The sequence below is a fragment of the Micromonospora sp. NPDC049529 genome, from assembly GCF_055586685.1.
Map to the genome: position 1 here is coordinate 1 of NZ_JBVJHT010000010.1, position 14,602 is coordinate 14,602.

The following is a 14,602-nucleotide window of genomic DNA, read 5'->3' on the forward strand; positions in this document are numbered from 1 at the left end:
GGGAAACAATGGCGGGGGTGGGGGCGTCGCTAGGCGGGCTGCGCAGGGGGGTTGTCGGCCCTGCCGCTTTTTTTGGGGTCTGTGCGCCGGCGCCGCCCCCCCCCGCCGGCCTGGCCGGGATGATCCGCCGCCCGTTGCAGGCTCCGCGCGACCACGCCGAGCCGGCGCAGCGGGGCTGGGCGGCGTTGGGCGAGGCGTTGCGTTACATCTCGGCCCGGCCCCGGTTGCGGGCCCTGGTCACGGTCAAGTCGGCGGTCGGCCTCGGCAACGGCGTGCTGACCGTGTTCCCGCTGCTGGCCGGCGTGTACGGCGTCGGCGCGCTCGGCGCCGGTCTGCTCTTCGCCGCCCGTGGTGCCGGTGCGGTGGTCGGACCGGTGCTGATGCGCCGGGTGCTCACCCGGCGGTCCTGGCTGCTGCCCGGACTGGCGTTGTCGATGTCCGGCTACGGGCTGGCCTATCTCGGGGTGTCCCTGGTCACCTGGTTCCCGTTGGTCGTGCTGCTGGTCTTCGTGGCGCACTTCGCCAGCGGCAGCAACTGGGTGCTCTCCAACTTCGCGTTGCAGGGCGAGGTGCCCGACCGGCTGCGCGGCCGGGTCTTCGCCACCGACCTGATGCTGGCCACGTTCGCCATCTCGATCAGTCAGCTCGCGGTCGCCGCCGTGGTGGACCACGTCGACGAGCGGGTGGTGCTGGCCGGCTGCGGCCTGGTCACGCTGGTGTACGCGATCGGCTGGCGGATCGCCACCCGCAGGCTCGCCCTCACCGAACCCGAGCCCGTGCTGGACGTCGAGCCGACCCGGTAGGGGCACGGGTTGTCCGGTGGGGCCGCCCATCGCTATCGTAGTGATATCACTTTGCTACTAAGGAGATGTCATGGAGCGAGTGGTTTTCCGGATGTCCGGTTTCCTCATGGTCGCCCTACTGGTGGTGCTCGCCGCCGTCGCGGCCGGTGTGCTCGCCGTGATCGGCAACGAGTCGGCGATCGTGGCCACCGCCGTCGGCTACGCCGTACTGGCCGCCCTGGCCGGCACCGGGTTCACCATCGTCAACCCCAACAACGCGCAGGTGGTGCAGTTCTTCGGCCGGTACGTCGGCACCATCCGGGACGCCGGTTTCCACTGGACCCTCCCACTGACCGCCCGTACCCAGGTGACGCTGCGGGTGCGCAACTTCGAGACCGCCCGGCTCAAGGTCTCCGACGCCGACGGCAATCCGGTCGAGATCGCGGCCGTTGTGGTCTGGCGGGTGGTCGACGCGGCCAAGGCCGTGTTCGCCGTCGACGACCACGTCGAGTACGTCGCCGTGCAGGCCGAGACGGCCGTCCGGCACCTCGCCACCAGCTACCCGTACGAGGCGCACGACTCCGGCCGGGCCAGCCTGCGCGACAGTGCGGTGGTCAGCGAGGAGCTGACCCACGAGTTGCGGGAGCGGTCCGAACTGGCCGGGGTCGAGGTGCTCGAATCCCGTACCACCCACCTGGCCTACGCTCCCGAGATCGCCCAGGCGATGCTGGCCCGCCAGCAGGCAAGTGCGATCGTCGGCGCCCGATACAAGATTGTGGAGGGCGCGGTCGGGATGGTCTCCCTCGCGTTGGACAAGCTGCGCGAGGAGCACGTGGTGGATCTGGACGAGGAGCGCAAGGCACAGATGGTGGCGAACCTCCTGGTCGTACTCTGCGGCGACCGGGCCGCCCAGCCGGTCGTCAACGCCGGTTCCCTCTACAGCTAGAGGCGGTCCGGCTGATGGCCGAACGCAAGAAACTCCTGCTCCGGCTCGATCCGCAGGTCTACGACGCGGTCGCCCGGTGGGCCGCCGACGACCTGCGCAGCGTCAACGCCCAGATCGAGTACGCCCTCCGGCTCGCCCTGCGTACCGTCGCCCGGTCGCCGAAACCGCCAACCGAGCCGAAACCGCCAACCGAGCCGAAACCGCCAACCGAGCCGGGAGCGTCGACCGGGACGGAAACGTCGGATGGGTCGGGCCCGTCGACAACGTCCGATGGGTCGGGCCCGTCGACAACCGAGCCGGAAACATCGACCGGGACGGGCGGGTAGCGGTTTTCGTCCGCGTCCCGCCGTCCGAATGCTGATCCAATCGTGGGCGGCCGGCAGCCGTACCGGTCGGTCGCCCTAGCATGGGCGGATGGCGTTGTCCTTCGTTGCCGGGCCGGTCCGGGTCCGGGTGCCCGCGACCAGTGCGAACCTCGGGCCGGGTTTCGACTCGCTCGGCCTCGCGCTGGCGCTCCACGACGAGGTCGGCGCCCGGGTGACCCCGAGCGGCTGCCGGGTCGCGGTGACCGGGGCGGGCGCGGGGGAACTGCCCGACGACGAGACCCACCTGGTGGTTCGGGCCATGCGGGCCACCTTCGACCTGCTCGGCGGCCAGCCGTCCGGACTGGCGCTCGACTGCGTGAACCGGATACCGCAGGCCCGTGGCCTGGGCTCCTCGTCGGCGGCGATCGTCGCCGGGGTGCAACTTGCGCGGGGACTGGTGGTCGACGGTTTCGACCGGCTGGACGACGCGGGTGCGCTGCGGTTGGCGGCCGAGATCGAGGGACATCCGGACAACGTCGCCCCCTGCCTGCTCGGCGGCTTCACCATCGCCTGGACCGAAACCGCGCCGCTGTCGGCCGGTCCGTCCGGCTCCGACCAACCGACCGCGGCCACCGCGAGCGCGGTCGCCCTCGGTGTGCTCGCGGCCGACGGCACGCTCGATGCCTGCGGGGCCAGCGCGACCGCCGGGGCGAATGTGACGCCAGGGGCCGCTGAGTCGCAGGTGAGAGCCGTCCCCGCCGGGGGCGATGCGACAACCGGGGTACGACGGTCGGCAGCCGCCGCCGGGGCGCGTGCGATCGCGCTGCGGCCCGCACCCGACCTCGTGCCGGTGCTTTTCGTCCCCGAGGAACGGGGACTCACCGCCGTGGCCCGAGCCGCACTGCCGGCGACGGTGCCGCATCACGATGCCGCGCGCAACGCCGGTCGGGCCGCGTTGCTCGTGCACGCGCTCACCACCGACCCCTCCCTGCTGTTCGCCGCGACCTCCGACCGGCTGCACCAGGACTACCGTGCGGCCGGCATGCCCGGTACGTCGTCCCTGCTCACCGCCCTGCGGGCGGCCGGAGTGGCGGCGGTGGTCAGCGGGGCGGGACCGACCGTGCTGGCCCTGTCCGCGCCGCCGGAGGACTTCGAGCCGGGAATGGGCTGGTCGGTCCGGCTGTTGCCAGTAGACGTGACCGGCGCCCAGGTTGATAGGGTTAGACTGGGACACGCCGAGCGGGACCCTGTTGCCGCAGGTCGGAAGAGTTGATTACGCTCTAGACTTAGCACAGCCGCGAAGCATGCGATCTCCTGCGGGTCGGTGCACCCCCGAAGCTTTCGGCGGTTAGCCCGTCTCACCCTTGCCTAGGCCCACGCCGCACCGCAGTTTTCCACCGGTCGTCGCAGACGGCGAAGACTGCTCACCGGCGTTGGTGAGTCGGGAAAACCGGCTGCTGTGTTACAGACTCCCGTTACGCGCGACGCGAGGCGGGTGTACCGAGGCCGCCCGGCCACCTTGTTAGTCGATCCCGGGTAGCCCCGGCCTTATCGAGGGAAGGAATCCATTGAGCGACACCACCGACGTGACGTCGGATGTTTCCAACGTCGCTGGCGAAGCCACCGCGGGTCCCGTCCGTCGCCGCCGGACTGGCACCGGCCTGTCGGCGAAGCTGCTGCCGGAGCTGCAGAGCCTGGCCGCGTCGCTCGGCATCTCCGGTACCGCCCGGATGCGCAAGGGCGAGCTGATCAGCGCGATCTCGGAGCGACAGGGCGGCGCCGCCGCCGGTAGCCCGCCGCGTCCACGGGCCGAGGTCGCCGCTGCGGCCGCGCCGGCCCGGGAAGAGGTACGCGCCGAGGTACGGGACACCACCGAACGGCGTGACGAGACCCCGGCCGCCCAGCCGGCGACCACCGAGGCGCCCGTACGCGAGCGGTCCTCCCGCCGGTCCAGCCGGGCTGCGGCAACCGCCGCCGCGACCACGACGGTTGCCGAGCCGAAGGCCGACGAGCCGGTGGCCGAGACCGCCGAGCGGGGCGACCGGGCCGAGCGGGCCGAGTCCCGCACCGGTCGGGAGCGCGGAGAGCGGACCGAACGCACCGAGCGCGGCGAACGGGGTCAGCGCAACGGCGACCGTAACGGGGACCGGAACAACGAGCGCAACGGCGAGCGCGCCGGTGACCGTAACGCCGAGCGGGGCAGCGACCGCAACGGTGAGCGCGGTGGCGACCGGAACGCCGAGCGCGGCAGCGACCGCAACGGCGATCGCAACCTCGACCGGAACAACGACCGGAACATCGATCGCAACGACGAGGGCGACGATGACGAGGGCGGTGGTCGCCGCAGCCGCCGCAGCCGGTTCCGGGACCGTCGGCGCGGCCGCAACGACCGCCCCGAGGGCACCGAGACCACCGGTGGTGGTGGCGGCCGGGAGCCGCAGGTCAACGAGGACGACGTGCTCGTCCCGGTGGCCGGCATCATCGACGTGCTCGACAACTACGCCTTCGTCCGGACCACCGGTTACCTCTCCGGGCCGAACGACGTCTACGTGTCGATGTCCCAGGTCAAGAAGTACGGCCTGCGTCGCGGTGACGCGGTCACCGGCGCGGTCCGGGCGGCTCGCGACGGCGAGCAGCGGCGGGACAAGTACAACCCGCTGGTGCGGCTCGACACCATCAACGGGATGGAGCCGGACGAGGCGAAGCGGCGGCCGGAGTTCTACAAGCTGACCCCGCTCTACCCGCAGGAACGGCTCCGTCTGGAGACCGAGCCGCACATCCTCACCACCCGCGTCATCGACCTGGTCATGCCGATCGGCAAGGGCCAGCGGGCGCTCATCGTCTCGCCGCCGAAGGCGGGTAAGACGATGGTGTTGCAGGCGATCGCCAACGCGATCACCCACAACAACCCGGAGTGCCACCTGATGGTGGTGCTGGTCGACGAACGGCCCGAAGAGGTCACCGACATGCAGCGCTCGGTCAAGGGCGAGGTCATCGCGGCCACGTTCGACCGGCCGCCGCAGGACCACACGACGGTCGCGGAGCTGGCGATCGAGCGGGCCAAGCGCCTGGTCGAACTCGGCCACGACGTGGTCGTACTGCTGGACTCGGTGACCCGGCTCGGGCGGTCGTACAACCTGGCGGCGCCGGCCAGCGGCCGGATCATGTCCGGTGGCATCGACTCGACCGCGCTCTACCCGCCGAAGCGGTTCCTCGGCGCGGCGCGCAACATCGAGAACGGCGGCTCGCTGACCATCCTCGCCACCGCGCTGGTGGAGACCGGGTCCATGATGGACACGGTCATCTTCGAGGAGTTCAAGGGCACCGGTAACGCGGAGCTGAAGCTGGACCGGAAGATCGCCGACAAGCGGGTCTTCCCGGCCATCGACATCCACCCCTCCGGTACGCGTAAGGAAGAGATCCTGCTCGCGCCGGAAGAGTTGGCCATCACGCACAAGCTGCGCAAGGTGCTGCACTCGCTGGACTCGCAGGCCGCACTGGACCTGCTGCTGGACCGGCTCAAGCAGAGCCGTACCAACATCGAGTTCCTGATGCAGATCGCGAAGTCGACCCCGGGGGAGTAGTTCCCGGCGACACACGCGAAAGGGGCACGGCCGGAGACGGCCGTGCCCCTTCGTCGTACCACCGGTCAGAAGTCGCCCTCGGCTACCTGGAACACGGTGAGGCCGAGGTCGCGCCACATCCGTACCACCTGCATCCGGTCGTCGAAGACGCCGACCACCTGGTAGCGGGGGTGGATCTCGGACTCGAAGATCTCCCGCTTGACCACGGAGTCCTTCCGGCTGTCGCCGTACGCGCGCATGTGCAGGGCCAGGTACGGCACCGCCACGTGCAGGTCCAGCCAGGCTTGCGTCTCGGCCCGGCAGGAGTCGTCCCGGCCGGAGCAGAAGACCACGCCGTAGCCGGCCGAGTGCATCGCCCGGACGGCCGCGATCACCGCCGGATTCGGCAGGTCGTCGCCGACCCGGCTCATGTCGTACGGGCTGCGCGCCCCCATCAGCGCCACCGTGCCGTCGATGTCGACCAGCACGATCTCCGGGGCGCCGGAGGTGGGCCGGTACACGGTCGCCGGCCCGCCCGGGGTCACGTACGGCACCGGCAGCGGCAGGTTGCGCCCGGCCAGGTAGCGCTGGTGCATCCGGCGGATCGCCTCCTCACCGACCCGGTCGTCCTCGGCCCGGTCGGCGTCCCGGCGGACGCACTCGTCCACCGGCACGTCGGTGAAGTCGTGCACCTCCAGCGTGGCGCCGAACCGGGCACCCAGTTCGGCCCAGTCCCGGACGGTCTTCGACCGCAGGTTGGTGTCGTCGATGCAGACGTCGACCCGGGCCCGGAGCAGCGCCTCGACCTGGGCCCGCTGTACGGCGGTCACCTGGCCCTCGGCCCACTGGGTGAACAGTCGGGTGCCGTGCAGCATCCGGCGCAGGTCGTCGCGGTTGACCCGGACGACGCCCGGCTGGAGCTTGCGGGCGAAGGTGGTCTTGCCGGAGGCGGGCAGCCCCCGGGTGAGGATCAGTCGGGTCATCGGTCACTCCGGGGTGTGCGGGGTGCGGTCGCCGGTCGGCTTGGCCTGCTGCCAGAGCAGCGGGTGCAGGTCCCTGCCGTCGAGTCGGACGAAGAGGGCGGCGCGTTCCGGGTGGGCCAGGGCCCGGGCGGCGAAGTCGCGTCGCGTCCAGCCGTCGGGCAGCCCGGCGACGATGTCACCGTACGCGGCCTCGATTTTCGCGGCGCGGGCCTGCACGGTCGCGGTCAGCTCGGCCGCGACGGCCTCCACCCAGGCGCGGAACTCGTCCGGCAGCGGCTCGACCAGGGCGGCCAGGCTGCCGCCGTGGACCATGATGTCCCAGACCGTACGGGCGTTGAGGCCGTAGACGAGGCGGTGCAGCCGGACGTAGTCGGCGTACTTGATCTTCACTCGCTGGTCGGTGTCCGGCCAGTGCACCACCAGCCCCTCCCGGTTGTCGCGCGGCGGCGCCGCCAGCGCCTCGGCGAGCGTGCGGTGGGGCAGTGGCTCCACCACCGGGCCGGGCCAGCCGGGTACCGCCGCCGGGCCGTGGCTGCGGCCGGTGGCTATCTCGACCGAGCCGAGCAGCACCAGGTCGTCCAGGCCGGCGTAGTCGAGCACTATCCGGTTGGCCGGGTAGATGATCTCGACCAGCACGGTGTGCCCGGCCGGCGGCACGAAGTCGCGGTAGCGGGTGCGCAGCAGGTCGGTGGCGTGCCGGGCCTGGTCGGAGGTGAACGAGCCCCGGGTGGCGACCGCGTACCCGGTCGGGGTCGGAAAGATCACACCGAGCGAGCCGTCCGCTTTGTCGGTCACCGACGCCGGTGCGTCGAGGCGGAGGTCCGGCGCCCCCGGCTGGTCGTGGTTGAAGAACTTCGGGTACGGCCGAGCGAGCACCGCCCCGGTCTCGTCGTCCACGATCAGCCCTCGACAGGCCAGCGTCACCGGTGTCCACGCCGACGCGTACGCGCACGCCTCGGTGTAGTTGTAGATCGACAACGGCAGCTCGGGATGGCGTTGCACGCGTACCAGCCCCTCGGCCAGCGCGGCGGCCAGGGCGGACGGGTCGAGGACCTGCGAGAGCGACGTCACCGGTACGTGGACAGGGGTGGTCACGGGGTATGCCTTCCGGCGGGAGGGGAATGCGCGGGGGTGCGGACACGTTAACCACCACGGATCACGTGTGCAGCCCGATTTAGGGGTGGGCGAAGGCCCATGGCACACTGGTCAATCGGCCACCGGTTCCGGTTCACGCCCGAGCTCGCCACGCGATCGTGACGGGCGGTGACGGCGACCCGGCGACCACCTGACGAAAGGGACCGAGGCGACATGAAGCCCAACATCCACCCGGAATACGTCACCACCGAGGTGACCTGTTCCTGCGGTAGCACCTTCACCACCCGCAGCACCGCCAAGGGCGGCTCGATCCACGTCGAGACCTGCAGCGCCTGCCACCCGTTCTACACCGGTAAGCAGCGCGTTCTCGACACCGCCGGCCGGGTTGCCAAGTTCCAGCAGAAGTACGCCAAGGTTCAGGCCAAGAAGGCCAAGTAGCTGCGTCGACGGCGCCCGCGTCCCGGTTCGTACCGGGCGCGGGCGCTGTCCGTATGTGCCCGCGGCTCGCCTCCCCCGCCGCGGTTCCCCCGCTCGGTCACAAGGAGTACGGGTTATGAGCAGTGAGCGGTTGGCTGGCCTTCTCGACGAGTACACCTCCCTGGAGAAGCGGCTGGCGGATCCGGCGATCCACGCCGACCAGGCGACCGCCCGCCGGGTGGGCCGCCGGTTCGCCGAGCTGACCCCGCTGTTCAAGGCCGCCGGTGAGCTGGCCGAGGCCCGCGCCGACCTGGACGCCGCCCGCGAACTCGCCGCCGAGGACCCGTCGTTCGCCGGTGAGGTGGAGGCGCTGGCCGCCGCCCTGCCCGCGCTCGAACAGCGGCTGGCCGAACTGCTCGCCCCGCGCGACCCGCACGACGCCAAGGACGTGATCCTGGAGATCAAGGCCGGTGAGGGCGGGGACGAGTCCGCGCTCTTCGCCGGTGACCTGCTCCGGATGTACACCCGGTACGCCGAACGCCACGGCTGGGTGACCGAGGTGCTGGAGGTGCAGGACTCCGACCTCGGTGGGGTGAAGGACATCTCGCTCGCGGTGAAGACGAAGGGCGTACCGGAGGGCGGCAACGGCGTCTGGTCCCGGCTCAAGTGGGAGGGCGGGGTGCACCGGGTGCAGCGGGTGCCGGTGACCGAGTCCCAGGGCCGGATCCACACCAGCGCCGCCGGTGTCCTGGTGCTGCCCGAGGCGGAGGACGTCGACGTCACCATCGACCCGAACGAGCTGCGGATCGACGTGTTCCGTTCGTCCGGCCCCGGCGGTCAGTCGGTCAACACCACCGACTCGGCGGTGCGGATCACCCACCTGCCGACCGGGATCGTGGTCTCCTGCCAGAACGAGAAGAGCCAGCTCCAGAACCGGGAGCAGGCGATGCGGATCCTGCGGGCCCGGCTGCTCGCGGCCGCCCAGGAGCAGGCCGACGCGGCCGCCTCCGACGCCCGCCGGCTCCAGGTGCGTACGGTCGACCGTTCGGAGCGGATCCGGACGTACAACTACCCGCAGAACCGGATCACCGACCACCGGATCGGCTACACTGCGTACAACCTCGACCTGGCGCTCGCCGGGGACCTGGACGCCGTGCTGGACGCGCTGACCGAGGCGGACCGGGCGGCCAGGCTGGCCGGCGAGAGCGAGCTGTCCCGCCGCTGATGGGCTGGCACCGCCCCGGGGTCAGGAGACCCGGGGGCGGGTGGTCTTCGCCCGCAGCATCTCCCGGTCGGCGACCTTGAACGCGGTGCTGAGCGCCTCCCGCAGGCCGGCGCCGGTCCCGTTCACCTCGGCGAAACCGACGCTCACCCCGACCGGCGTGCCCGGCACCAGCGCCGCCCAGTCCTCGGCGTACACCGCCGCGACGATCCGGCGGCCCACGTCGGCGGCCTCGGCCATGCCGGCGCTCGGCAGCACCACGATGAACTCGTCCCCGCCGAACCGGGCCACGAAGTCGCCGCGCCGCATCACCCGGTTGATCACCCCGGCGATGCGTTGCAGCACCAGGTCACCGGAGTGGTGGCCGTGCGCGGTGTTGACCGCCTTGAAGCCGTCGAGGTCGCAGACCCCGATCACGGCCCGCTCGCCCCGGCCTACCATCGCCGCCACGTACCGCTCCAACCGGCGGCGGTTCGGCAGGCCGGTGAGCGGGTCGGTGAGCGCCTCGTCCTCGTACCGCGCCGCCTCGCGGCGCAGCTCCTCGTGGTCGATCCGGGCCGCGATGCCGTCGACGTAGACGTCCCGGAGCCGGTCGTTGCGCTGGGCGGCGAGCCGGAACGCGAACCGGTCGGCCCGGTGCGCCGCCGGGTGGTCGCCGGCCCTGCTGTACGCCATGCTGCGCAACCGGGCGTGCTCGGCCGCGCCGAGGGTCTCGGCGGCCACGGTGACCGTGTCCAGCCGGGTCATCGCCTCGATCGGTCGGCCGGCGGCGATCGCCAGGCACGCCTCGCCGAGCTGGCGCATGTCCCGGGCCCGTGCGCTGTCCCCGCCCTTGCTGAGCAACGAGGTGGCGGAGATCCCGGTCGGCAGTTCGGTCGGCTCACCGAGCGCGGCCCGGCGGGCGACGGCGTAGCCGTACGCGACCAGGCTGCTCGGCCGCAGCCGTGCACCGCCACCGGTGGAGACGAACCGGTCCAGGTCGCCGCCGATGTCGCGGAGCACCCGCAGGCAGCCGTCGCTGTCGCCGTGGTGGTCGAGGGTGACCGCGTTGCGCAGCCGGATGCCCGGCGCGGCGAACGTCTCGTCCGGTATCCCGGCGCCGGCACCGAGCTGGCGGGCTCGTTCGATGGCGGAGAGGGCGTAGCCGTGGAAGCTGAGGTAGGAGTAGGCCATGGCCAGGTCGTGCCAGGCCCAGGCGGTTTCCCGGTCCGGGTCCTCCACGGCGGCCAGCGCCTGGGCGCTGCGGACCAGGTGGGTCACGCACCGGTCGAGCGCCCCGTGGTCGTGCGCGGCGAGCGCGGCCAGGGCGTGCAGGTGCCCGTGCAGGTACGGCTCGGAGACGAGGTCGCGGGCGGCGTCGAAGGCCCGCTCGACGGCGGTGGTGTATTCGGCGGTCCGGCCCAGGTTGATCAGCGCGGAGAGGCGTTGGACCAGCGCGTCGGCTCGCGAGTACGGGTCCTCGGTGCTGCCGATGACCTCTTCGAAGGTCTGGCACGCGGCGGCGGACCGGCCGTTCTCCATCAGTCCCCGGGCGTGCATGAGGACCTCGGCCTGGTCTTTGACCCGGTCGAGCCAGCTCACGCGGAACCTCCTACGAATCGCGGACGAACGCCGCCCGTGTCCGGTGCCCCCGTCCGACGTCCCATGATTATGGCGTGAGAGATTTCCTACAGCAGCCCGCCGAAGGGTCAGAACGGTTGCGGCCCTCGGTCGCCGTCGGCCGGGCGACCGGTGTGTTGGCGGCCGCCGGAATCGGGCCGGCTCGGGCCGAAGCGGAACTGCTCGCCGCGTACGTGCTGGACACGTCGCGTGGCCGGTTGGCGCTGACGGCCAGATTCACCCCCGACCAACTGGACCGGTTCGAGGAACTGGTCGGCCGGCGGGTGGGCCGTGAACCGTTACAACACCTGCTCGGATCGGCACCGTTTCGTTACCTCGAACTGGCCGTCGGGCCCGGCGTCTTCGTGCCCCGCCCGGAGACCGAACTGCTCGCCGGCTGGGGGATCGAGGCGGCCCGCGCGATGGTCGCCGACCCCGCCGGTGGTGGCGGCCCCGAGGTGGTCGGTGAACCGCTCGTGGTCGACCTGTGCAGCGGCAGCGGGGCGATCGCGCTGGCGGTCGCCGACGAGGTGCCGCAGGCCCGGGTGGTGGCGGTGGAGCGGTCCGAGGCGGCACTGGCCTGGCTGCGCCGCAACGCGGGCGCGCGGGCCGGCGCCGGGGACCGGCCGGTCGAGGTGGTGGCCGGCGACGTCACCGACGCCGGGCTGCTCGCCGGGCTGGCCGGGCGGGTGGACATCCTGCTCTGCAACCCGCCGTACGTGCCGTCGGCGACCGCCGTACCCCCGGAGGTGGCCGACCACGACCCGGCGGAGGCGGTCTTCGGCGGCCCCGACGGGCTGTCGGTGATCCGGCCGGTGCTCGCCCGCGCGGCCGACCTGCTGCGTCCCGGCGGGCTGCTCGGCATCGAACACGACGACACCCACGCCGAGGCGGTGCCGGCGTTGCTGCGGGCCGACGGCCGGTTCGGTGCGGTGCGTGACCACTCGGACCTGACCGGCCGGGCCCGGTTTGTCACCGCGTGTCGCACCGACGGCACCCCTGCCGCCGATTCCGCTCCGGCGTGGCAGACTGGCTCCTCGTGATGCTCTACGACTGTCGGTCCCTCGCCGAGCGCGACCGCGGTATCGCCGCCGCGATCGAGGCGGTCAAGAACGGCGAGCTGGTCGTGCTCCCCACCGACACGGTGTACGGGATCGGCGCGGACGCCTTCACGCCGTACGCCGTCACCGCGCTGCTGAACGCCAAGGGGCGCGGCCGGTCCATGCCACCGCCGGTGCTGGTCGGCTCCCGGCACACCCTCGACGGGCTGGTCTTCACCCTGCCGTCGATCGCCCGGGACCTGGTCGCCGCGTTCTGGCCGGGTGCGCTGACGATCGTCGTCGAGCACTCGCCCAGCCTCCAGTGGGACCTGGGCGACACCGCCGGCACGGTCGCCGTACGGATGCCGATGCACCCGGTGGCGCTGGAGGTGCTGCGGGAGACCGGTCCGATGGCGGTCTCGTCGGCGAACAAGACCGGGCAGCCCGCGGCGAACACCGCCGAGGAGGCCCGCGACCAGCTCGGTTACGCCGTCCGGGCGTACCTGGAGGCGGGGCCGGCACCGGATCCGGTGCCGAGCACCATCGTCGACGTCACCGGCGAGATCCCCCGGGTGCTGCGGGAGGGGGCGATCCCGCTGGAGAAGCTGCGCGACGTCGTACCGGACATCCAGGGCCGGGCGGCCTAGGTGCCGCCGTTCACCGTCCTGCACGTCTGCATGGGCAACATCTGCCGTTCGCCGATGGCCGAGCGGTTGCTGACCCTGGCGGTCCGCGAGCGGCTCGCCCGGCGTTCCGACGGTGGAACGGGTGGGCCGGGGCTCGCCGACGAACTGCTGCACAGCCACAGCGCCGGCACCGGCGGCTGGCACGCGGGCGAGGAGATGAACCCGCCCGCCGCCCGTCAGGTCCGCTCGCGTGGCGGTGACGTCGACGGGTTCGCCGCCCGCAAGCTGCGTTCGGACCAGATCGACGCGGCCGACCTGGTCCTGACCGCCACCGCCGACCAGCAGGACTACGTGGTGGCGCTGCGCCCCGACGCGAGTGGGCGGACCTTCGTGCTCGGCGAGTTCGGCCGGCTGCTGGCCGCCGTCGACCTGGCCCGGCTGCCGGCCGCGTCGGGCACCCCGGACGAGGTGTACGCCCGTGGCGTGGCGCTGGTCGAGGCGGTCGACGCCGCCCGGCGGGGCGGGACCCCGCTGCCGGCGGACGACCTCGACGACCCGTGGGGCCGGGGTGACCAGTGCTTCAGCCGGGTCGCCGACGAGATCGAGGAGACCGTCGACCCGCTGGCCGCCGCCCTGCTGCCCTGAGCGCTGTCGGCCGGTCCACCGCCCTGACCAGGGCTTGGGTGGATCACGCGGGGTGCCTCCGTACACTCCACTGCGGTGGCGCACTCGACGAGGAGACCACATGAGCAAGTTCTACGGGCCCGACTTCGACGAGTTGGCAGCCACCGATCCGGAGATCGCCGACGTGGTGCTGGGCGAGTTGGACCGGTTGCGGGGCGGGTTGCAATTGATCGCGAGCGAGAACCTCACCTCGCCGGCCGTGCTGGCGGCGCTCGGCTCGACCCTGACCAACAAGTACGCCGAGGGCTACCCCGGCCGGCGTTACTACGGCGGCTGCGCCGAGGTGGACCGGGCCGAGGAGATCGGCATCAACCGGGCCAGGGACCTGTTCGGGGCCGAGCACGCCAACCTGCAACCGCACTCCGGGGCGAGCGCGAACCTGGCCGCGTACGCGGCACTGGTGCAGCCGGGTGACCCGGTGCTGGCGATGGAGCTGCCCCACGGCGGTCACCTGACCCACGGCAGCCGGGTCAACTTCTCCGGCAAGTGGTTCTCCCCGGTCGGCTACACCGTCCGCCGGGACACCGAGCTGATCGACTATGACGAGGTACGCGACCTGGCGCTCGCGCACCGACCGAAGCTGATCATCTGCGGCGCGACCGCGTACCCCCGGCTGATCGACTTCGCCCGGTTCCGGGAGATCGCCGACGAGGTCGGCGCGTACCTGATGGTGGACGCGGCGCACTTCATCGGGCTGGTGGCCGGCGGGGCGATCCCGTCCCCGGTGCCGTACGCCGACGTGGTCTGCTTCACCACCCACAAGGTGCTCCGGGGACCGCGCGGCGGCATGATCCTCTGCCGGGAGGCGCTGGCCGAGCGGATCGACAAGGCGGTGTTCCCGTTCACCCAGGGAGGCCCGTTGATGCACGCCGTCGCGGCGAAGGCGGTCGCCCTGCGCGAGGCCGCGTCACCCGACTTCAAGGCGTACGCCGGCCAGGTGGTCCGCAACGCCCAGGCGCTCGCCGCCGGGCTGGCCGCCGAGGGGATGCGACCGGTCTCCGGTGGCACCGACACCCATCTGGCCCTGATCGACCTGCGCGACCTGGACGTGACCGGACGGGACGCGGAGGAACGCGCCGGCCGGGCCGGGATCACGCTGAACAAGAACGCGATCCCGTACGACCCGCAGAAGCCGATGATCGCCTCCGGGATCCGGGTCGGTACGCCGAGCGTCACCACCCAGGGCATGCGGGAGGGGGAGATGCGGCACGTCGCCACCCTGATCTCCCGCGCCGTCCGGACCGATCCGACCGCCAGCGGTGGCGAGGAGACCCTGGCCGCCGTCGCCCACGAGGTCGCCGATCTGGTGGCCGGCTTCCCGGCGTACCCCCGTGGCTGAG

Annotated in this window: 14 protein-coding genes; 11 read left to right on the top strand and 3 right to left on the bottom strand. The window is 72.1% G+C overall.

Annotated elements, in window-relative coordinates; genetic code table 11:
- The 5 genes from ACZ6QQ_RS18285 to rho all read left to right on the top strand — a co-directional run.
- The coding region (locus ACZ6QQ_RS18285; RefSeq protein ID WP_465877572.1) for an MFS transporter at positions 1-803 on the top strand (803 nt) is incomplete at its 5' end.
- A 70-nt stretch (positions 804-873) separates the two neighbouring features.
- Positions 874-1,728, top strand: a complete 855-nt coding sequence (locus ACZ6QQ_RS18290; RefSeq protein WP_465877573.1) for an SPFH domain-containing protein — start codon at positions 874-876, stop codon at positions 1,726-1,728.
- Between the two features lie 14 nt (positions 1,729-1,742).
- A complete protein-coding gene (locus tag ACZ6QQ_RS18295) occupies positions 1,743-2,054 on the top strand; it encodes a type II toxin-antitoxin system antitoxin (protein ID WP_465877574.1) in 312 nt (103 codons plus the stop codon).
- A gap of 88 nt (positions 2,055-2,142) precedes the next feature.
- Positions 2,143-3,306 carry a homoserine kinase gene (gene thrB, locus ACZ6QQ_RS18300; RefSeq protein ID WP_465877576.1) on the top strand — a complete coding sequence of 388 codons (1,164 nt, stop codon included), beginning with the start codon at positions 2,143-2,145 and terminating at the stop codon, positions 3,304-3,306.
- Between the two features lie 295 nt (positions 3,307-3,601).
- Positions 3,602-5,617 (top strand): transcription termination factor Rho, encoded by a 2,016-nt coding sequence (gene rho / locus ACZ6QQ_RS18305; RefSeq protein WP_465877577.1) that lies wholly within the window; start codon positions 3,602-3,604, stop codon positions 5,615-5,617.
- Between the two features lie 65 nt (positions 5,618-5,682).
- On the opposite strand, the gene ACZ6QQ_RS18310 is transcribed toward rho, so the two are convergent.
- Entirely contained in the window at positions 5,683-6,579 is an 897-nt protein-coding gene (locus ACZ6QQ_RS18310) for a phosphatase domain-containing protein (protein ID WP_465877578.1), read from the bottom strand.
- 3 nt (positions 6,580-6,582) lie between these two features.
- The gene (locus tag ACZ6QQ_RS18315) at positions 6,583-7,674 is read right to left on the bottom strand and encodes an RNA ligase (protein WP_465877579.1); all 1,092 of its coding nucleotides are present in this window, start codon (positions 7,672-7,674) and stop codon (positions 6,583-6,585) included.
- Between the two features lie 213 nt (positions 7,675-7,887).
- Between ACZ6QQ_RS18315 and rpmE the strand changes: the two genes are divergently transcribed.
- Positions 7,888-8,112, top strand: a complete 225-nt coding sequence (rpmE, locus tag ACZ6QQ_RS18320) for a 50S ribosomal protein L31 (RefSeq protein WP_121156762.1) — start codon at positions 7,888-7,890, stop codon at positions 8,110-8,112.
- A 115-nt stretch (positions 8,113-8,227) separates the two neighbouring features.
- Positions 8,228-9,316, top strand: a complete 1,089-nt coding sequence (gene prfA, locus ACZ6QQ_RS18325) for a peptide chain release factor 1 (protein WP_465877580.1) — start codon at positions 8,228-8,230, stop codon at positions 9,314-9,316.
- Positions 9,317-9,337: 21 nt separating this feature from the next.
- Here the strand turns inward: prfA and ACZ6QQ_RS18330 are convergent, their stop codons facing one another.
- Positions 9,338-10,894 (bottom strand): GGDEF domain-containing protein, encoded by a 1,557-nt coding sequence (locus ACZ6QQ_RS18330; protein ID WP_465877582.1) that lies wholly within the window; start codon positions 10,892-10,894, stop codon positions 9,338-9,340.
- Positions 10,895-10,968: 74 nt separating this feature from the next.
- Here ACZ6QQ_RS18330 and prmC point away from each other — a divergent pair, with 74 nt between their 5' ends.
- The 4 genes from prmC to ACZ6QQ_RS18350 all read left to right on the top strand — a co-directional run bounded on the left by prmC (position 10,969) and on the right by ACZ6QQ_RS18350 (position 14,601).
- Positions 10,969-11,955: a peptide chain release factor N(5)-glutamine methyltransferase gene (gene prmC, locus ACZ6QQ_RS18335; RefSeq protein ID WP_465877583.1), complete on the top strand. Its 987-nt coding sequence runs from the start codon at positions 10,969-10,971 to the stop codon at positions 11,953-11,955.
- Complete coding sequence (locus tag ACZ6QQ_RS18340; RefSeq protein ID WP_465877959.1) at positions 11,955-12,599, top strand: L-threonylcarbamoyladenylate synthase; 645 nt, start codon at positions 11,955-11,957, stop codon at positions 12,597-12,599. Before prmC ends, ACZ6QQ_RS18340 begins: the two co-directional genes overlap by 1 nt.
- Positions 12,600-13,223, top strand: a complete 624-nt coding sequence (locus ACZ6QQ_RS18345) for an arsenate reductase/protein-tyrosine-phosphatase family protein (RefSeq protein ID WP_465877585.1) — start codon at positions 12,600-12,602, stop codon at positions 13,221-13,223.
- A 100-nt stretch (positions 13,224-13,323) separates the two neighbouring features.
- Positions 13,324-14,601 carry a serine hydroxymethyltransferase gene (locus ACZ6QQ_RS18350; RefSeq protein ID WP_465877586.1) on the top strand — a complete coding sequence of 426 codons (1,278 nt, stop codon included), beginning with the start codon at positions 13,324-13,326 and terminating at the stop codon, positions 14,599-14,601.
- Position 14,602: the final 1 nt, after the last annotated feature.